Annotated in this window: 17 protein-coding genes; 12 read left to right on the top strand and 5 right to left on the bottom strand. The window is 42.6% G+C overall.

Annotated elements, in window-relative coordinates; genetic code table 11:
- Window positions 1-3: 3 nt before the first annotated feature.
- Entirely contained in the window at window positions 4-159 is a 156-nt protein-coding gene (locus L5M10_RS18410; protein WP_173913200.1) for a hypothetical protein, read from the bottom strand.
- Window positions 160-365: 206 nt separating this feature from the next.
- A complete protein-coding gene (locus tag L5M10_RS18415) occupies window positions 366-1,976 on the bottom strand; it encodes an ABC-F family ATPase (RefSeq protein WP_131524739.1) in 1,611 nt (536 codons plus the stop codon).
- 675 nt (window positions 1,977-2,651) lie between these two features.
- Between L5M10_RS18415 and L5M10_RS18420 the strand changes: the two genes are divergently transcribed.
- The 8 genes from L5M10_RS18420 to L5M10_RS18455 all read left to right on the top strand — a co-directional run bounded on the left by L5M10_RS18420 (window position 2,652) and on the right by L5M10_RS18455 (window position 11,290).
- Window positions 2,652-3,248, top strand: a complete 597-nt coding sequence (locus L5M10_RS18420) for a VF530 family DNA-binding protein (protein WP_263255709.1) — start codon at window positions 2,652-2,654, stop codon at window positions 3,246-3,248.
- A 499-nt stretch (window positions 3,249-3,747) separates the two neighbouring features.
- Window positions 3,748-4,029 (top strand): hypothetical protein, encoded by a 282-nt coding sequence (locus tag L5M10_RS18425; RefSeq protein ID WP_263181404.1) that lies wholly within the window; start codon window positions 3,748-3,750, stop codon window positions 4,027-4,029.
- Between the two features lie 711 nt (window positions 4,030-4,740).
- The gene (locus L5M10_RS18430) at window positions 4,741-5,709 is read left to right on the top strand and encodes a helix-turn-helix transcriptional regulator (protein ID WP_263138924.1); all 969 of its coding nucleotides are present in this window, start codon (window positions 4,741-4,743) and stop codon (window positions 5,707-5,709) included.
- Entirely contained in the window at window positions 5,706-6,899 is a 1,194-nt protein-coding gene (locus L5M10_RS18435; RefSeq protein ID WP_263138927.1) for an EAL domain-containing response regulator, read from the top strand. Before L5M10_RS18430 ends, L5M10_RS18435 begins: the two co-directional genes overlap by 4 nt.
- Before the next feature lie 3 nt (window positions 6,900-6,902).
- Window positions 6,903-7,202, top strand: coding sequence for a hypothetical protein (locus L5M10_RS18440; RefSeq protein WP_263181405.1), 300 nt, complete (start codon window positions 6,903-6,905; stop codon window positions 7,200-7,202).
- Entirely contained in the window at window positions 7,192-9,096 is a 1,905-nt protein-coding gene (locus L5M10_RS18445; RefSeq protein ID WP_263161227.1) for a hybrid sensor histidine kinase/response regulator, read from the top strand. The genes L5M10_RS18440 and L5M10_RS18445 overlap by 11 nt, the downstream gene beginning before the upstream one ends.
- 187 nt (window positions 9,097-9,283) lie before the next feature.
- The gene (locus L5M10_RS18450) at window positions 9,284-10,318 is read left to right on the top strand and encodes a GGDEF domain-containing protein (RefSeq protein WP_168827133.1); all 1,035 of its coding nucleotides are present in this window, start codon (window positions 9,284-9,286) and stop codon (window positions 10,316-10,318) included.
- A gap of 174 nt (window positions 10,319-10,492) precedes the next feature.
- The gene (locus L5M10_RS18455; protein ID WP_263255710.1) at window positions 10,493-11,290 is read left to right on the top strand and encodes a CLCA_X family protein; all 798 of its coding nucleotides are present in this window, start codon (window positions 10,493-10,495) and stop codon (window positions 11,288-11,290) included.
- Window positions 11,291-11,420: 130 nt separating this feature from the next.
- On the opposite strand, the gene L5M10_RS18460 is transcribed toward L5M10_RS18455, so the two are convergent.
- Window positions 11,421-12,383: a hypothetical protein gene (locus tag L5M10_RS18460; RefSeq protein WP_263255711.1), complete on the bottom strand. Its 963-nt coding sequence runs from the start codon at window positions 12,381-12,383 to the stop codon at window positions 11,421-11,423.
- A 175-nt stretch (window positions 12,384-12,558) separates the two neighbouring features.
- The gene (locus tag L5M10_RS18465; protein WP_317630150.1) at window positions 12,559-14,646 is read right to left on the bottom strand and encodes a TonB-dependent siderophore receptor; all 2,088 of its coding nucleotides are present in this window, start codon (window positions 14,644-14,646) and stop codon (window positions 12,559-12,561) included.
- Window positions 14,647-14,774: 128 nt separating this feature from the next.
- Between L5M10_RS18465 and L5M10_RS18470 the strand changes: the two genes are divergently transcribed.
- The 4 genes from L5M10_RS18470 to L5M10_RS18485 all read left to right on the top strand — a co-directional run bounded on the left by L5M10_RS18470 (window position 14,775) and on the right by L5M10_RS18485 (window position 20,009).
- The gene (locus L5M10_RS18470) at window positions 14,775-15,944 is read left to right on the top strand and encodes a PepSY-associated TM helix domain-containing protein (protein ID WP_263161216.1); all 1,170 of its coding nucleotides are present in this window, start codon (window positions 14,775-14,777) and stop codon (window positions 15,942-15,944) included.
- Complete coding sequence (locus L5M10_RS18475) at window positions 15,944-16,420, top strand: hypothetical protein (protein WP_263161215.1); 477 nt, start codon at window positions 15,944-15,946, stop codon at window positions 16,418-16,420. The genes L5M10_RS18470 and L5M10_RS18475 overlap by 1 nt, the downstream gene beginning before the upstream one ends.
- A 271-nt stretch (window positions 16,421-16,691) precedes the next feature.
- A complete protein-coding gene (locus tag L5M10_RS18480; RefSeq protein ID WP_263161212.1) occupies window positions 16,692-18,863 on the top strand; it encodes a TonB-dependent siderophore receptor in 2,172 nt (723 codons plus the stop codon).
- A gap of 642 nt (window positions 18,864-19,505) precedes the next feature.
- A complete protein-coding gene (locus L5M10_RS18485) occupies window positions 19,506-20,009 on the top strand; it encodes a hypothetical protein (protein WP_263255713.1) in 504 nt (167 codons plus the stop codon).
- Here the strand turns inward: L5M10_RS18485 and L5M10_RS18490 are convergent.
- A partial coding sequence (locus L5M10_RS18490) for an integrase core domain-containing protein (RefSeq protein ID WP_263146819.1) occupies window positions 19,928-20,166 on the bottom strand: 239 nt, incomplete at its 5' end. The genes L5M10_RS18485 and L5M10_RS18490 overlap by 82 nt on opposite strands.

The raw sequence follows: 20,166 nt of genomic DNA on the forward strand, positions 1-20,166 counted from the left end.
AGTTTAGGCTAAGGTCAAATGACTGAAACGGCTTTTTTTGGCCTTCAATTTTGCTTCAACTTCAGCCGTAGTTTTACCCGTCTCAATAGCGGTTGAACTGGCCACAGCGCGATAGAGTCGATTTTGAGTCACTTGTGTATTTTTTGATTTAGTTTTCATAGGATCAACCTCAATTAAGTGCATGAATTATAGCACTCTAGATAACGAATAGACAGCTGTGTATCCAAGGCCCAAAGCAGCAATACTTCATGTTTTACCAATCATATCGCTCTTTAGATATCGATAAAAAGTCGTCAGTAGGTTCTCCAATGACGACTCTTTTAATCAAGCTGACATAGCCGATTAAGGTTTATCAAAGCATAACATTACGCGCTTTTTCTCGCTTCCATTTCAGCTTGGCTTGAAAGGTACTCATCGAAAGTGCCTTGGAAGTTAATCACTTTTTTATCTTTAATATCAATGATACGTGTTGCGAGTGACGATACAAACTCACGGTCATGACTGACGAATATCAAAGTGCCTTCAAAGTCTTTCAACGCATTATTGAGTGCTTCGATGGCTTCCATGTCCATGTGGTTAGTCGGTTCGTCCATGATCAGCACATTGATGTCTTGCATCATTAACTTACCGAATAACAAGCGGTTTTTCTCACCACCTGAACAGTTACGGGCTTTCTTGTTCGCGTCATCTTCGGTGAACAGCAGACGGCCTAACATGGCGCGTACCATAAGATCGTTATGTTTGGGTTGGCGCCACTGTGACATCCAATCCATTAATGTGTAGTCATTATCAAATTCGTCACTGCTGTCTTGTGGACAGTAGCCGATTGATGCGTTTTCTGACCACTTGATCACGCCTTTATTATGTTCTAAATCATTGACTAAGCAGCGTAGGAAAGTGGTTTTTCCCACGCCGTTTTCGCCGATAATCGCTAATTTTGCACCGGCTTCGAGGATTAAGTCGCCGCCTTCGAATAGCAGCTCACCATCAAACCCGTGGGCCAAATCTTCGAGGATCAGTGCTTGGCGATGCATTTTCTTGCCGGCATCGAAACGAATAGAAGGGTGAATACGGCTTGATGATTTCACTTCATCAAGCTTGATCTTGTCCATTTTTTTCGCGCGCGAGCTGGCTTGTTTTGCCTTAGATGCGTTGGCACCGAAGCGGTTGACGAAGTCTTGCAGTTCTTCGATTTCAGCACTCTTTTTGGCGTTGCCCGATAATAATTGTTCACGGATCAAAGATGATTGGGCGAGGAAGTATTCGTAGTTACCAGGGTAAATGCGCAGTTCGCCGTAATCGATATCGGCCATGTGGGTACATACGGCATTCAAGAAATGCCTATCATGGGAAATAATGATCATGGTGCATTTGCGTTTGTTCAACTCGGCTTCTAACCAGCTAATGGTATGTATGTCCAAGTTGTTGGTTGGTTCGTCGAGCAGCAAAATATCTGGGTTGGCAAATAGTGCTTGTGCCAACAATACCCGCAGTTTCCAACCCGGTGCTACTTGTTGCATTAGGCCGTAATGGAAAGATTCTTCAATACCCGCTTCGAGCAGAATCTCACCGGCGCGGCTTTCGGCGCTGTAGCCATCCATTTCGGCAAATTCACTTTCAAGATCGCCAACGCGCATGCCATCTTCTTCGGTCATATTCGGATTGGCGTAGATTGCATCGCGTTCCTGTTTGACTTTCCACAGGGCAACATCCCCCATGATCACCGCATCGATCACACTGTATTGTTCAAACGCGAACTGATCTTGGCTTAGGGTACCGACTTTTAAGCCGGGCGTGATGGACACATTGCCAGAGGTTGGCGCTAACGCTCCGCTGAGGATCTTCATAAAGGTCGATTTGCCACAGCCATTCGCGCCGATCAAACCATAGCGGTGACCATTGCCAAATTTCGCTGAAATGTTTTCAAACAATGGCTCAGGGCCAAACTGCATCGTGATGTTCGCGGTAGAGATCAAAGGAGCTTTCCTAGGTATTTGCTAACGGGGATTGTGACAAACATTTTTCAAAATGAAACATGCGCTTCACCCACTCTAAGCCAAAACATTAAAGTTGGGATAATAAGGTCGCGGAGTATACAGACTAAGGGCTAAAGATGCGAGCAAGGATGTGATGCGCAGCTATAAATCGAGCCGTTTCAGTTGCGTTTATTTTGAGGTTGACCCAAGGCATCAGCGGATCATAGGTAAAATTTTGAAACGGGTTTGAGCTTGATGCTGAGTTCATACCTGTTAGCGTGATATCGTGGATATGCAGATTAAAACTGTCAGCTGCGGTGTATTTTCTTTGCCCTAAAGCCGATGCCAAACCTCGCTAGCGCAAATAAAAGAAGGCGTTTAGCTTATTTACCGTTATTATTCCCGCAGTTTTGTCGAGCAGCAGATTTTACGGCTAATATTTAATGGCTCAGTTTGGAGGCTTTAGGTCCGTAAGATTTAAGATCTAAGCATCACGAGCAATAAGGCTTAACGCCCTATGCTATTGCCGTAGCAACGTCAGTGGCTCATGACTTCATAACTTGAGTGATTTCTCTAATCGCGAATTTTAGTAGCGAATTGAGTCACCCGTTTAACAACTCAAAACCGTAAACTAATACAGTAAAATCAGCCAATAGGGCTGAACTTGGAATTCCCATGATTGAAGAGCAACAGAACAACCCATTACACGGCCTCAAACTCGAGACAATGATCACTGAGTTAGTCGATTTTTATGGCTGGAAAATTTTATACGCGGCATTAAAGCTAGGTTGCTTTAACACCAACCCGACCATTGAGGCCTGTATTATTTTCCTCAAGAAGACTGAGTGGGCGCGGGAGAAAGTGGAAAACTTTTACCTGTATCGATTCAAGCGTATGCCTAAAGCCGTCGGTGAGCAGTTTGATCTTAAGCCACGCGAACGAGGTTTTGCCTCAGGTATTGCGCCGCGTAAACCGATGGAACTCACCATAGAATCTATCGCTAAAATGCAGGCACAAGCCAGCGCCGAGTACGAAGCGGGTAATAAACGTCCCAACTCTGGTTATGGCTCAGGTAAGAGCTTTGGTAGTGGTTCAGGTAAAAGCTCAGGCAAAAAACCTACGGGGGGACGTGGCACCGGCTCTGGATATGGTTCATCGAATAGCAACTCACAGCGCCGAAACGAGCCAAGAAACGATTCAAGAATGGCTGAGCGTTCAGGACCAAGCCCATCGACGGATGACAACGATCCGTGGGGTACTAAACGCGGCTAATTCCATGTCTGCCGAATTGAGTGGGCATGGTTTTTCACAGGCGTTAGTTTTACATTCGTGATTTACAGTGACTAGCCTCAACTTGCTATTTTCGTACCCGTAAAAAATTAGCTCTGGTATGAGTTAGCTTTTGTAAGAGTCGTTTTTAAGTCATGGCTCTAGTTGTATGATAGAACATCTGATTTATCGCCTGATTTAAAGAGAAGAGGTTAGCTGTTGAATACAGCTAACCTCTTTTTCATGATTAACTATTCACTTTATTGCATTAAGGTGAGAAAAATCTCGGGGATTATAGTTTTATATTTGCATATCATGTGCATAACCAGTTAATTCATCAATTTGCAATCAGATGGTGCCGGTTGCTCATGTTTACGACCAATACCAGCGCCTTCTCTAACACCTGTGCTTTATATTCTATACCTTTGTTCATCTTAGTCTGCTAAATGCCCAGAGTTAACGTCAAGGTGTTTGACGATACAGCTCCAAGGTAACCATTTAAATGTTTAATTCTCATTGGGTAAGTAGTTTTAGCCGTCTTGCTCCACCAGCATTCTCTGTTGCCAAACGCCGCTGCCGTCATTCAGCGCCAAGGGATATGTCAATCATTACTATATGTGAACTGCGGTTAGGCTTAGTGGCTGGTATTCGTTTGTGTCTAATGCAGGATAACTTAAGTTTGCCTGACATAGCTGAAAAACTGATAATGAGCCCAGCCACCTTAAAACGTTGTTTGGCCGAGATGGATTTAAACTTTGCCCAACTCGCTGATACTTGCCGATGAGACCCGTTTAATCAGAGCACTGTATTACTTGGCTACACCTGCGCAAGATGCCCACAGTATTACCACTTCTTTATCCTTCAGCGACGCCAGTGATTATAGGCGTTCTTTTAAACGCAGGACTGGCCAATTACCCACTTATTTTCGCAGTTGGCTTGCTTAAGCCATAAGCCATTAAAAACTATCTTACTTATATCTTAAGCTGATACTGCCGCGGTTTGCCTATTCCAAATGTGAATAACCATGCAGGGAAAGCGCGGAACAGTGAGAAAAACCCCGAAGTTATATCCAACATTTTGAATATTTAATGAATAAATAATCAACTTGGCGTTTTATGGCCTTTGCTGGTGAATCATATATTTTATGCGGTTTTATAGGGGGTTCTGTTGATTGCGGTTTTATCTATGATGTAATGATTTAACCGAACGAATAACTAGACACTTTTTTCCATCGCTTTTTTGACTGTGCCATGGTCTCAGATAAACAATGGCATTTATACTCGTTTTCCTATTGCAAAAAACGTGGTGAATAAAAGGCTGAGATGGAGGAACTGAGTGATGAGTGACGAAAAAATCACTGGACTTTATTTCATCGAGAAACTTCAACGCATTTGGATTACTTTTACATTTAGACATCCAGAGCCAGTAGATGACATCGACCATAAGACGTATATGGAGCTGCTAGATAAAATAAAAAATTCAGATGGAACGCGATATGATTTGTACACCTATCTCCTATCAAAGCAAAACAAGTGCACAGACATTCTCCAATTTCTTAAAACACACCCGCAGTGAGAATAATTTATCTCAAGAAGATTTATGTAGTCTGCTCAGGCAAAAAAGCTGCCTGTTCGATATGTTAGATTCCATCACTATTAGCCGTTGGGAGCGGGGAGTTAACATTCCATCCTTAGCTAAACAGTCTGAAATCGTTGAAATATTTGGCTCTGAACTGTTTGATATTTATCGGGAGGACAAAAAATTCATCAACGAAGGTTTAGCGTTAATTAACCTTTTTGAATCGACCATAGAACGCAGTGATCATCCGTACTACCGTAATACTCCTTATCGTGTCGAGTTTATCGAAAGCCACCATCAAAACTTTATGACCCTGCTGCAACTTAGTTTGATTTATGAAAGTAACCCGCGTTTATCCTTTGTGAGCCGTAAGTTATCTCAACCTTTTTTTCGTGGACTCTCATTGGTGGTGGCTTTTAGCTTTGGGGATCAAATCATTGGACACAGTCTATTCTGCCGCACTCAAGGCAAAATTGCCCTTGAATTTATGAATGATGAGGTGGACTTGTTTGAGGTCATTAACCATAACAGTCAAGCTTTGCCAGATACCTTAATGGTGTTCTCCTCCTTTGGTGTAACGCCTTATATTGAAAATTATATGATGTCTGTTTATCTCAATGAATTGGCCACGAGTCGCTCACTTAAGTTTTTGAGTTTTAATATCTGTGATGAGTCACTAAAACGAAAATTGACGCAATTTAAGTTGCCCATATTTAAAGTAAGAACGATAGAAGGCGGCTTCAAACCAGTCAAAAACTATTCGTTTTTCTCCAGTCGCACAGAAGTCATGGCGAATCGTAATTTACTCAAGCTTTCTGTCATCCCTACATCCAAATCCCAGACGATCGATCCCATTTTCTTTATGCAGTTAGAGACCAATATATGAATATTCTCATCATAGATGATCAACGCTTTATTAGAGAAACCATGAAAGCTGATATCCATAAGTACTTAGCAGAGGACAATGTGGAGATCTATGAAGCCAGTAATGGTAATCAAGGAATTGAACTGATCTTAGCTGTAGAAGCAAAACTTGATTTAGTCATTTTAGATTTAAAAATGGATCAAGGTGACGGTATTGCGGTGATTAATATGTTGGCCTCCGAGCCCCGATTTACTGCCATTCCGATTGCGGTGATAAGCTCCTCGGATAAACGGACTTTAGAACTGGTGGATAGCATTATCACGGGTTTGAAGCTCAACTTGCTTGGCGTATTTGCTAAACCTATCAATGTGAATGACATTTTAACGCCATTGCTAGACGCCTCCGACGATAGAAACCTTGCCCATCAACATGAGTCTATCGTGCAAGACATGGCGGCGAATATCAATGTGCGGCAATTGCTCAAAAATGAACAATTAATTTTGTGTTATCAGCCTAAGATTAACCTTAAAACAAAGGAGATCATCGGTTTTGAAGTGCTTTCACGGCTTTGCGATCAATCCAATGGCTATATTTATCCCGACGTTTTTTTGCCACTGGTGAATCAGCAGGGGCTAAATAGCTTGTTTTCGCGGATGGTTATTTCCCAAGCATTGCAATGTTGGTCGCGTCAACCGTTATTAATGGCGTTTGCCCTGTCGATTAACATTACCGCAGATGATTTGACCTGTGATGAACTCATTGAGTACATCATCGAATGTGGTCGTGAGTATAAACAAATCCATTTGATTTTAGAGCTCACCGAATCACAGGAAATCATTAACCAAGATAGAGTGCTTAACTCAATTGCACGGCTGATCATCAATAATATTGATATTTCCCTCGATGATTTCGGTAAAAGTTATTCTACTTATGATCGTCTTGATGCCATTCCCTTTAAAGAGATCAAAATTGATAAAAGTTTTGTCTCCGATATGGATATCAATCACCAACATTATCTCATCGTAGAATCCACCATCGCGCTTGCGCAGAAGATGCACGTAAAGGTGGTTGCAGAAGGCGTTGAGACAAGTGCAATAGAGTTAATTCTCTCTGAGTTGGGGTGTGATGTTGCCCAAGGTTATTTGTACAGCCCCCCGATTGAAGGTCGTTATCTTATTGATTGGATTGCTCAATATAATAGGAGTGCCTAATGTATGAATGCTAATACTGAGTTACTCAAGGCCTTATCTGTATTCTTTGAGCAATACAGCCAAGAACAGCAATCGCGACTGCGATTGACACTGATTGCTGAATTACAGCGAATGCGACTTGAGCTAGAACAATATGAGTCCTCTGACAGTATCGAAGGGCTGAAACATCAATTTACGGGTATTGCGCGCTACTTGGAGCTTAAAGATATGCTGTCTGTCATGGATGTTTGCGAGCGAGAGCAGTTTGAGTATCAGTTATGCAGCTTGCTAAAGGCCGTAATGGATTACGCTAATGAGCTTTAAATATAGCGCTTGTATCAATATGTTCAGTGGCTTGTGGGTCACTCTGTTGGTGCTGTGGTTAACCTTGTCCCACTCACGTTATGAATTTGACTCCATTTACAATAAAAAAGCAGAAGCGGTTTTTACTTCTTCACGGGATATGTTCTTACAACATGAAATTATGTTGGATGCGCTAAAATCGTTTTTTTATGCTTCGAGTGAGGTAACGTCACAGGAATTTGAGGTTTTTGCTAAGGACTTACTGAAGATCAAATCTGCTGTCGCTTTTACACTGACCCCCGAACTTGAACTGGCCTATATCTCTGATCAGACAATGGCGCCAGAACTTAAGCCACTTAAATTAGTCAAGAATAGTAAAGGGGAACTTCAGGCTAGCCTTGCCGATTACACGTTAGCGGTTGTTAATATCGATGGGCCTAATATGCTTTATTTAGTCTATGCCATTTCTCATCAGCGGATATTAGCGCGGATTGAGCAGGAGCAGGGTGTATGTATTAGCTATCAATTTGAACAATCGTTATTGCAAAGTTCATCCTGTAACCATGAGTTTTCCACAGGCATATTTTCAATGTTTAGCTACACAGATAGCCGAACTTTGGATATTCCTGGATACCAAACCCGTGTGAATTTACGCATAGAATATCAAGTGCCACAAAAAGAGGTTGTCGAGCTAATCGTGATTATCTTACTGATAGCTTCTCTTGGTATTACTCTGTCTTTTCTTTTGTACTTTAAGTCTAAAAATCAGCATATTGTAGAGCAGATAAAGCTCGATAATCGATCTAGATTAGCAGTGCTTTCCAGCATAAATCATGAGATCCGCACTCCTATCAATGCCATTCTTGGCTACAGTCGCATGTTAAAAAAAGCGCGCTCACAGCCACAAAAACTGGACGAAATTATCGATAAAATGACCTGGTCAGCTAACTTACTTTACTCGGTTGCCGAAAATACGTTGAATTACAGTAAGGCTGAAGCTGGGCAGTTAAAATTGAATCGGCATTTAGTCAATTTACACGAATATCTGAGCAATATTGAGGATTACTATCGTGCTTTTAGTGCGACATCGGGTAAACGTTTAAAGGTTGTCGTGAATGAGTCTCTGCCGAAGTTTATCGAGCTCGATGGGACTAAGTTATTCCAACTCATGACGAACATTATCAATAATGCCTTTAAATACAGTACGGGTAGCGAAGTGCATTGTTATATGGACTTACGCCTTATACGTAACCATAAAGACCATAGTCCTATGCTTAGGGTACTGATCCGCGATTTTGGCGAGGGAATGTCAAAGGAAGCGCAGCGCGCTTTAGTTGATCCCTTTATGCACGTATCTGACTCATATACAACAACATCGGGCATGGGATTAGGACTCTATACTTGTAATCGATTGCTTGAGCAAATTGGCGGTAAGTTTATGTTGCGCAGTCAAAAGGGCAAAGGCACCACAGTGCTGTTACATTTTCCTTGCCAACTTACCGAGGTGAAAGAACGATTAACGATTCAATATGATCAACAAAAAGTGTTAATCATAGATGATAATCTGTTTAACCTTGAGATTTGCAAAGCCATGCTAGAGCACTATCATTTTCAAACCTTCAGTGTTGATAACGCAGTGCAAGCACTTAAGATGTTGATTCACTCATTGCCACATATTGTTATTGTGGATTACCGTTTACAAGATATGAATGGCTTGCAACTTATTAAACAGATGCAACAAACATTACAAAACCTTGCCAGTGATACCCAGCTTGAGCATCACTGTCACTTCTTTTTGCTTTCAGCTAATGATAGCGATGATATTCCTGAGTTAGCATTATTCCCTGAGGTACATTTCATGCAGAAACCTTTTAGTGCTGAAATATTTCTCAGTAAATTGGCCGTAAAATCGTAAATTATCAAAGCATTGGTTCTGGTTTTTAAAGCTTATTTGCCGAATGTGTGGGATTTACATCGCGGTAGAGCCAATCCCGTTGCGGTAATATGGGGGTAAAGACAAAGACGCTGTGATTAGTGTAGAACGCTGCTAATCTAAACATGTCGGAGATCTTCTCTAAAAGCGTCATTGCTAGGAATAATCGATGGAAAAAGAATCTCTTGAGTCTGTTTACCCCTTTTTAACCGAAGCCTTACGGCTAAGCGAGAATGGCCTCGCTGTTTTGGACAAGCACAATCATTTTATCTTTTATAACCATACCTTTGCGAAAATGTTTGGTTTTGTTGATCAAGACATGGCTGGCCGGCATTTTGACGACATGATGCACTTTGCCTTTACCCATAAGCAAGGGCCTAAAATTGATCATGAAACCATAGAGGAATGGCTTGAACTTATTCATGCGAATCAACGTAAATCAGCTTTTCGACGTTTTGAAGTGGATCTGGTCGACGGTAGCTGGCTGCAACTTTCTGAGCAGGTTTATCACAATGGCGATATGGTCATTGTTTGCACCGATATTACCCAGTTAAAACAGGTCGAATTTGCCCTAAGGAATGCGCAGACTGAGTTGAATCGACTCGCACTCACCGATGAATTAACTGGTATTGCCAATCGACGGCATTTTTTCCAGCAGTTAGAGCATGAAATCAAACGCTTGAGTCGTCTACAGTTACCTTTGTGCCTTGTCATGATGGATATCGATTATTTTAAACTCGTTAATGATCGCTATGGGCATCAAGTGGGTGACAAGATATTGCAGCATTTTACCCAATTTATCAGTGCTCGCACGCGCCCATACGATATCTTTGGTCGCTTCGGCGGTGAGGAATTTGCGCTATTACTGCCAGAAACGTCGGTCGATGTCGCGCAGAAAATTGTGACGCGTATGATGTTAGCGCTTGCGAATGAAGATATTTCAGCGATAGTCGCCGATTTTCACTATCAATTTTCGGCAGGAGTGAGTGCGTTAACACCTGTAATTACTCATCATGCCATCGAAGAAAACAGCGGTATTTTAGCGCTTCAGTCTGTGCCTTCACCGATTGAAATAGGAAGTCAGTGCCGTTCAGATGCTGAAAAGCTGGTGGCCGAGGCCGATAAAGCCTTGTACCACGCTAAAACTACGGGGCGAAATCGTGTCGTGGTTTGGGATGATGTGATATTAACGGCTAAAGCTTAACGAACCCTGTGGTTGTCGAAATCTAAGCATCGCGATACCAAACCAAGAGTAAGCGCTGCTTGGCTCCTATTCTTAACTTGATATTGTACTTAATGCAGCGTTTTGTTCCTCTGTCTTTTAACCTAAAATAGCCAGCTTAATGTGTCTCTCACTGCATAGGGTTCAAGGTAAGCCGTGTTAATCAATCAGCAATATAACCGCCATGGACCCGATTATCGATTTGGTGAGCAAGTCACTTTTCTTGATATTAAACAAACCTTTGGTTTTAGCCATGTCCGTGTTGGCCGCTGGGTGACGCGGGATGAATCGCGCATTGCTGCGGATTTAGTGTTTGATTCGCTCGCCGATCTGGCCTTTATATTAAAATTGCCACCTTTGACTTTAGGGCTGCGAGAAACCGTCAGCCAGGCCTTTGGTCATGGCGGCCAAAAGGGCGTTCAGGCCCATTATGCTCCCGCGACCCGAGAGTTAGCATTGGCTAAAAATGCAGGTGCTGGTGCTTTAGCCCATGAGTTTTGGCATGCGTTTGACCATTATATTGCCGCTAAATCATTCAAACCCACTAATAAGCGGTTTCAGTGTGCGAGCGATCTTTGGCTATCCGATCTGCCCATCATAGAGCATCCATTAAATGCTCGATTATCTGAGATCTTCAAAGTGACATTGTTGAGTGGACAGGGTGATGAGCCCCATGATTATGTTCGCCGAGCGATTGCATTAGATAAAAAACATGGGATGCAGTACTTCTCTCGGCCAACGGAGATGATGGCGCGAGCATTTGAAGCCTGTATAGAATCCTATACTGATATTTCGAATCCGTATTTAGTGTCGGGAACCCGTTTCTCAACAATGGCAAAGGAGGGAGCTTATCCCGATGAGGCCCACAGACAAGTGATTTTTCAGGCGCTGATCAATTACTTTGAACCGTTGGGGATCGCATTGGGTAAAAATCCCTTAACTAGGGCGTGTTGACGTTTTGAGTCATGCATTTAAACAGAGGTTGGTTTAGTGTCGCTAGAGGGCAAGGCAAAATGTAAAACGACATTCGCCTTAGGTATTTTGAATGTGTTTTGAATGCGAATGGCAGTGGACAGGTGGAGGGTCACGAGCCGTTTGAAAGCTCGTTGCCAATCAAGCTCGCGTGCTTAGTCGACAGCATTTGCCAACAATAGGCCAAACTATGGCGAATCGCATCAAGATATTGAGATGCCTGAGTATCCATTAAATACCAATAGCTGGGTTTTGATTCTGGCATGTGGTTGAAAAATAAAGCTTCAGCATTGATGAGCTGGCTAGGATGAGCAAATTGCTGCCAAATGTTGATGGGTGTATGCGCCAGTGTGATTAGCCATTCAAGTTGCATCTGCCGCGTGGCTGGATTTAGCGCATCTGCGATTAATAAGCTCGGCTCCTGTAAACGCTCAAGTAAATCAAAGGGATTACCTGCGTTTATCCTAGGTGTAACTTGGCATGGTTGCATGTGGTTTATTGCGGATAGGCGAGGTAAAAATACGGACGCTAAGCTAAATTCAGGCCAGTCGAGCAATGGTACCAAAGCTTGGGCAATCCGCCGCTCGCCTAACCAATTATGCACCATGCAAGGTAAGTGATCGTCAGGCGGTAAATCATTGGGTCTTGCTAAACTCGGAAACAGCGACATACGCTGCACTTGCACATGCTGAGACAACTGCTGCATCAACACGATTGTGGTTAACCCAGATGAAGGCCAGCAGCCAAGCTGAGGCGTTAATTCAATCGCAACTTGCGTCAAGGCTTGGGTAAGCAGACCACTTTGTGGATGACCTTGTACCACAAAGGCATATTTTGATTCAGCAAAACCACCGTTGGCAATATTTACTATCTGATTATTTACATTGCTGTTTTCAGCCCATTGAGTACCGTTAAAAATAAATGTCGTACCTGTGATCGCAGGCTGCCAATCGCCAGAAGCATTACCAATAATGGTCACTTGCTCAAAGGCAAGGGTGTCCGCTAGAGCTTGCAGATCTAATTTAGCATGTGGCATCTGCAAATGTTGATGCATGTGGGTGTGAGACTTTGGCATAGGCGGAACATCTGTTTTACGAACTCAAAATGGACTTCATTGTAATGGATTATCCCCCTGAGCCCAAAGGGTTAATCCATTGAAGTTTACCGGATGCTGTTTTAACGCAGGATAGTTTTGCTTTAGGTATACCGCGCATAAAAGTGATGCGCGGTATTTGCGATTAACAATTAGACTAAAAATTATAGCTCAGGCTAAGTTCGACATTTCGCGGTTCGCCGAAGAAACCTTGATTGTAGAAATCGATACTAGAGTAGTACTTTTCATCAAACAAGTTTCGAATATTCAAACGGACAATCGCATCATCAGTGAGTTGATAACTTGCCATAAGATTGGTAAGGAAATAACTGGCTTGTTCAGAGCTTTCGCCATTAGGACCTGCGTTTTCTACATAAATCTTGCTCTGCCAGCTTAAGTTACCACCTAGTGTGAGATCTTCTAGAGCGCCATCAAAGTGATAGAGCGAAGATAATCGTACTAAGTTTTTAGGCAAATGCGTGCCAAAGGCCGAACCATCGGCTTTTTCAGATTCACTGTAGGTGTAACTGAAGTACAGATCCCAATCCTCTGTGGGTCTACCCGTTAGTTCCATTTCAAAACCACGGTTACTGGTGCCATCCACAGCGCGCATTGGAAAGCTACCATCAGGAAGTGGGTCTTTAATGTTAGGATCTTTTTCCGCCACATTTTCCTTTTGAACTTTAAACACTGCAACACTGGCGGTGAGTTTTTCGTCGAAAAAATCGGCTTTACTGCCAAGTTCAATATTATTGCCAGTTGTCGGGTCTAAGCGTTTGTTATTAGCATCTTTGGCATCTTGAGGCTGAAAAATCTCAGTGTAACTGGTATAAATCGACACACTGTCACTGATATCGTAAATCAATCCCGCATACGGCGTAATGACATCATTGTGCTCATAACCTGGATCGACTTTATATTGGCTGATACGGCTTCCTAACAGCAGTGTGACCTGATCGTGCAAATTGAGTTGGGTAGCAATATAGGCACCTTTTTGGATCTCTTCAGTCTCTTCATTGGTGGGAATCGATGGATAATTTGGCTCTGCAATCGAGCCATCCCACTCAAAGAAATTGCCTACGCTTAAAACATCTGTGGTGTAGTAAGAGTCGGCGCTAATATCTTGTTTTGAATAGAGTAGCCCGGTTGTTAGTTTATGTTCTCGACCCAATAGTTCGAATGGCCCTGAAGCAAATATTCGCGCCGCATCTTGCTTACGGGTTGATTGGTAAATCATAGGCAATGCACTCATCCCCAAACCTGTGATTTTATCTGGGGAGCCATATAAATATAGCAAGTGCCCATCCATCTTATCCTCATGATGTTCTATGTCGAGTTTGAGTTCCCAGTTATTATCAAAGTTGTGTTCTAAAGTAGAAAAAACGTTCGCACCATGGCGTTTCCAACTAGACCAAGATGCTGCAGTGGTCGTCGAACGGGGAAGGTCACTCGCTAAACTGCCGTCGGCATAAAACAATGGCAGCGCTCCCCAAGTGGAGCCTTTAGGATCGCGGTCACTATAGTCCGCGCCCAAAGTGAATAATGTGCTATCACTTAATCTTGCAGTAACGACGCCATAAATTTGCAGATTTTCATCTTCGGCTAGATCGGTAAAACTATCTGATTTTTCATAGGCGGCGGCAAAACGTGCTTGGACATCGGCATCTTCTGTTATGTCCACTGAACTATCACCTTCTACACGATAACTGTCCCATGAACCTACTTTTGCACTGAGGTAACCTCCTGGTGAAGATTTTGGACGTTTACGAATGAGGTTGATGGCGGCCGAGGGTTCTCCTGCACCCGTTAATAATCCGGTTGCACCACGAACCACTTCTACTCGATCGAAGATAACCGTATCGGTCGAAGCATCATTGAAGAAACTAGAATAGTTAACGGGCACACCATCAAATTGGAAGTTAGTGATTGGATTACCACGGGCGCTGAAAAAGTAGCGGTTAGTTTCTGCTTTCTGTGCAGAAATACCCGGTGTTAAAAACATTAAGTCAGCAACATTGTTAAGAGAAAAACTCTGAATAAATTCTTGATCTATAATCGTCACTGACTGCGGCGTTTCTCTCAGTGTTAAGGGTAAGCCCGTTGCTGTAGCAGCTTTATCTAAACGACTACCTTTAATACTGATCACTTCGATATTGGCGTCTGCGTCTGATTGAGTTTCGTCGGCGTAGGAACTCGGCGCTAACAATAGGCTCGAAATGAGCGCTGCTAACAAGGTTTTATCCATCATGATTCCCCATCATAGTATTTTGTGATCGGCATTCTAATTGAAAACAATTCCCAGTACATCGTATTGATAACAATTTGCATTACCTTTACACTCGCGAAATACGATAAGTGTTAGGAAAGTCACAAATGGCGAAGATCAGTAACCGATTCTGGTTTATGTTGCATGGTTGGGTGTCGCTCCCAATTTGGTTGTTATTTTGTTTTATCTGCTTGACGGGGACGATTGCGGTACTGAGTCATGAGATCACTTGGTTAACGAATCCAGCATCGAGGGCGTTGAACCCTAATGATTTACCCGTAAAACCGGTTAGTGAATTAATGACGATTGTTGAGGAAGCCTACCCAAGTGCGGCAGTCTCTGGTGCTATGACCTTAGAACCGTATATGGTCAATGTGATCATGTTCAGTGACGCGGATAAACCCTATGCCATGGCCTATGTCAATCAATACACTGGTGAGATCCAACAGATTAATGAAGGCATGACATTTGCCGGCTTTATCAGATCTTTACATGCTTGGTTATTATTTCCTTGGCAAAGCGGTTACAGCTTGGGCTATTACCTTGTCTGTTCGATGGCGCTGTTTATGCTCGCGTCTTTAGTGACGGGACTCATTGTTTATAAACGTTTTTGGCGAAGTTTTTTTGCTCCGAAATTGCGAGTGAGTCAAGGTAAAAAGACACTATTGGCCGATTTGCATAAATTGTCTGGTGTGTGGTCTATTTGGTTTATCGCGATTATGGCCGTTACCGGATTATGGTATTTAGTCCAAGCCATTTTTTGGCATGCAGATATTGATATCGAGCCACATGCGCCATTGGTTGCTGCTGAGCAATTGCCCTTTATCCAAAAGGGTGATGTGAATCCCGCAGATCCAAGCGTGTCATTTGCACAAGCCTTAACATTAGCGCAAACGCACTTTCCAGACTTTCAACCAAGCTATGTGATGAAACCCGAGCATAATCGTGACATGTATCATCTGAGCGGTAGCGGCGAGCACATTTTTTATGATCAGTATTCTTACAACCTCAGCATTAACCCTTGGACGGGGGAGATTGCAAGAGCGACATCACCCGAGACGATGACAGGAATACAAACGCTAATGCATATCGCAGATCCTTTGCATTACGGTACCTTAGGTGGTATCTGGACAAAAATCATTTGGTTTATTTTTGGGGTGATCCTATCGGGTATGTCAATCACGGGATTTATGATGTGGGGACTGCGTAATGTGCGTGCAATTAAAAAAATGGAATCCCCCAGTACTGTGGCAGATAGGTTAGAGGAGGTACGTTAATGGCTTTCATTCATTCAACTTTTTGGCAAAAAAATAAATATAAACTGAGTGGGTTTATTCTATTGCTCCCCCTATTGTTTTTGTATCAGTCGCTAACACCTACATTTCCACCGGCCTGGCAGGCTCAAGAGTTAGGTGAATTTAAAATAGCCCCTTTACCCTTAGATCTAAAAGCACCCTATGTGCATCATGATGACTATGTGAAAGATTTTATGTTGGTTTTTGAAAAAGGTGAGGTAGGCAATATACGCCAAGGCTATGCCAATATTGGAACGCAGGCTTTGCCAATAGCAGATTTACAGCGCAGCGAGAATGGTATTTTACACGGTAATAAGCATGGCCAACACGTACACGCCATCGCAACTAAGACGCTAACCTCCGCCGATAGTCTGTGGATATTGATAGAGAATTGGCAAGGTGAGTGGCAAGTGGCAAAGTGGCCTCTGCCTGCCGAGCTAATAGTACAGACACACTGATGAGATAAAAACTAAACACTAATGGCGATCCTATGGAGTAATAATCTCAGGGTCGCTTTTAGTGGCGTAGATTAAGAATGATTAACCGAATACGGGTAAAGAATAACCTTTTTCACCGTAAACGCTCACTTTTGAAGGCATAAACACAACGGGGACGTTTATTCCTCATTAATAAATGATGAATTTGTTATATACATCACCAAAATACAAATGAAAGTGATTCGCAATAGTGTTACCGTATGTTCATCCTAAATAAACTCCCTAAATTACTATGCGCTTTTATCTACTACCTCTCGCGTCTGCCATTACTTTGGCATTAAACCCTTTGTCAGTTTTGGCTGCAGAGCCGTCTTCTGCAGCAGATGCAAATGATCAAAATATTGAAAAAATCACAGTGATGGGCAAGTACACTGTGAGTCGAACCATTGATACCGCCACAGGTTTAGGGCTGTCACTGCAGGAAACGCCACAGTCAGTGAGCATCTTGACCGCTGAACGGATCCAGGATCAGGCACTCAATACCGTTGTTGATGTGGTTAATAACACAGTAGGTTTGTCTTCATCTAAAACAGATAACGTTCGAAATGGCTTTATGGCCCGTGGTTTTGCGGTTCAGAATTACCAGATCGATGGCGTACCTTTATCTTGGAGTTTGGGGGGCGATGCAGGTGAGACTGTGTCAGATATCTCTCTGTACGAGCGTGTAGAGGTGGTGCGTGGTGCAACAGGCTTACTAACGGGAGCAGGGGATCCTTCTGCTTCAATCAACCTAGTGCGCAAACATGCCGACAGTGACGAACTTAAGGGCTATGTTGATGTTGCTACGGGTAGCTGGGATAAAAAACAAGTTACCGCAGATGTTTCTAATGGCCTCAACGACAGTGGCAGTGTACGTGGTCGCATGGTCGCGAAATATGTCAATAGCGATTCTTATCAGGATCTTTATCAAGACCGTAAGACCATTCTTTACGGCGTAATTGATTCAGACATTACTGACAACACTATGCTGCGCGTCGGCGGTAGTTACAATAACAATAACCCCAAAGGAGCGATGTGGGGTGCATTACCAGCAGTATTCAGCGATGGTTCAGTTACTGATTGGGATGTTTCTACTACAACAGCGGCAGATTGGAGCCGTTGGGAAACGACTAACATCAACTATTTTGCTAACTTGAACCATTATTTCAGCAATGGTTGGCAGTTGGTGGCGAACTATAATCGCATGGAATATGAAACCACCACCAAAATGATCTATATGTCTGGCTTGCTGAATAAAGAAACCGGTGCAGGATTGAGCGGCCAGCGTTATCACAGCCATGGTGAAAGTAACTCTGATAATTTCGATTTTCAGTTGAAAGGCGATTACCAACTCTTTAACCGTGAGCATCAATTTGTGACTGGTGCCTTATACAGCAAACAGAAATCCTATGCAGATACCTATGAACCCATCCGTGAGAATATGACGGGCTGGGACTCAAAGGCAGTTGAAAACTTTTATGATTGGCAAAGCAACGCCTTTGAAGAGCCTGAATGGTCAACAAATGCCAATCGCCAGTTAAATATGGATACCGAGCAGAAAGGTTTCTACGCAGCAACGCGGCTGACAATTACCGATGATTTAAAAGTGATTGCCGGTGGCCGTATTTCTAGTTGGAACCGCGAAGGGATCAGTTATGGTACTGATACTAACTTTGGTGATGATGGCGTGTTCGTTCCTTATGTTGGCGCCTTGTATGACATAAACGAAGAGCATCGTGTTTACGCCAGTTATACCGAAATATTTAATCCGCAGAACAGTAAGGATATTAACGGTGATTATTTAGATCCACTCGAAGGTAAAGCCTATGAAATTGGTTTAAAGAGCGCTTATCTAGATGATCGTCTGCACACTGCTGTGGCACTGTTTAAGATTGAACAGGATAATCTGGCAACAGCCGCTGGGACTATCATTGTTGACGGTACTCCAACCACTTATTACAAAGCTGCTCAAGGTACTGAGAGTACAGGCTTTGAGTTAGAAGTGGTGGGGGAGTTTATCGATGGGTGGAATATCACGGCTGGCTACTCGCAGTTTACAGCGGAAGATGCTGACGGAAAAAAAGTGGCGGCTACTAGCCCTCGCAAACAGTTTAAACTATTCACAACTTATCAGTTTGTTGATTACCTGCCTGAATTGACCGTGGGTGGTGGTATTAACTGGCAGAGTGATAGTTACTCTGAAGGGGGGACAGTAAAAATCGATCAGGATGCTTACTCTTTAGTCAACCTGATGGCTCGTTATAACCTTACTGACAATATGGATCTGCAACTTAACGTAGAGAACCTATTAGATGAAAAATATTATGCTTATATGTCTGCCTCTGCCTCAATGTCCGAAGCATATAGCGTGTATCATTACGGAACCCCACGTAATGTGACCCTGAGCTTTAATTACCGCTTTTAAATTTTCCGCTAAATAAAAGGAGTAGCCGCGTTATCGGCGACTCCTTTTTTATCTTCTATTATTGTTATTCCCAATATTTTGATGGCTTGTTTCGTGCGTATTAACGACTCAGTACTGATATCGGTAAATATTGGGCTAACTCACCTATGGTTCGTTCCAAAATATAATACTGTTATTAACTGAAAGCGGGAAGATGATGCCCTTCAATCTAGTTATGGAATGGCAACGTATTGTGTTGGTAGTTTACCCTTTTTCTTGTGCGCATTGTATTGTCAACAATCAGTGCGGCAACGAACAGAGTCAATAGAAAAATATAGGTATACTCATGCCATTAGCCTTATTACAAGGTTGTGGCTTATCGCCAGCTTTTTAAGCTAAAGACCAGGTGTTATATAGATTAAGCCGTTGTTGGACCTATAAAGTATTTTATGTTGATGACAAGTTGTCAATAATTCATATCATTAATAATAGACATCAGCGTTTGACTATTTAGTTAATAATCATTTCAAAACTGCACTTTTAATGAGACATAATGTCATAGTAAATATGGGCTTGTTTAGTAAGTTTACTTTCATCAATGCATAGAAAAGTGATTCACTTTTCACAGTAAAGACCAAGGACTCCCGTTTTGAGGAGAATAATATGCAAATAGAAACGCTTTATGATGTTATGCAATGGACTAGAAATATACACCAACGGCTGCATGCATTTGCGGCACATTGCGCACTTACAAATGATAGCGAAAGAAGCGGATTACTGTTGGAGTATATTTCAGCCCACGAGCAAAAAATGGCACTGGTTATCAGGCAGTTCGAAGATAATGGCAATAGCAATGCACTTAACACTTATTGTCGGCATTATTATGAAAAAACCGCTATTCCTTTTAACACCATAGGTGAACATCCGTTTAAGAGGATGGATACGGATGAAATAGCGATGGCCACACTTGAGTATCATAAAAATATTGTAGGGCTGTTTGAATATCTACAAAACTGCAGTTCTGCACCTTCCGTAACAGAATTTCTTAGCAATATACTGTCCCTTGAAGAAGCTGAATGTAGTGGTCAAGTAAAATTGGCCACGGTTTTAGAGTCATTCCAATATAAACGTTCTGACTCATTTGGCGTTAACCCACCATTATATTGATGGGGTCTGGTCTCACTGTAGTATCCAGTGATGTAATTTGTGATCTCTTTATCTGCTTCTGTAAAATTCCCATAACCACTAGCGGGTATCCACTCAGATTTCAAACTTCTAAAGAAACGCTCCATTGGTGCGTTATCCCAACAATTCCCGCGGCGAC

Source organism: Shewanella sp. SM32, from assembly GCF_025654235.1.
Taxonomy (GTDB): Bacteria; Pseudomonadota; Gammaproteobacteria; order Enterobacterales; family Shewanellaceae; genus Shewanella; species Shewanella oncorhynchi.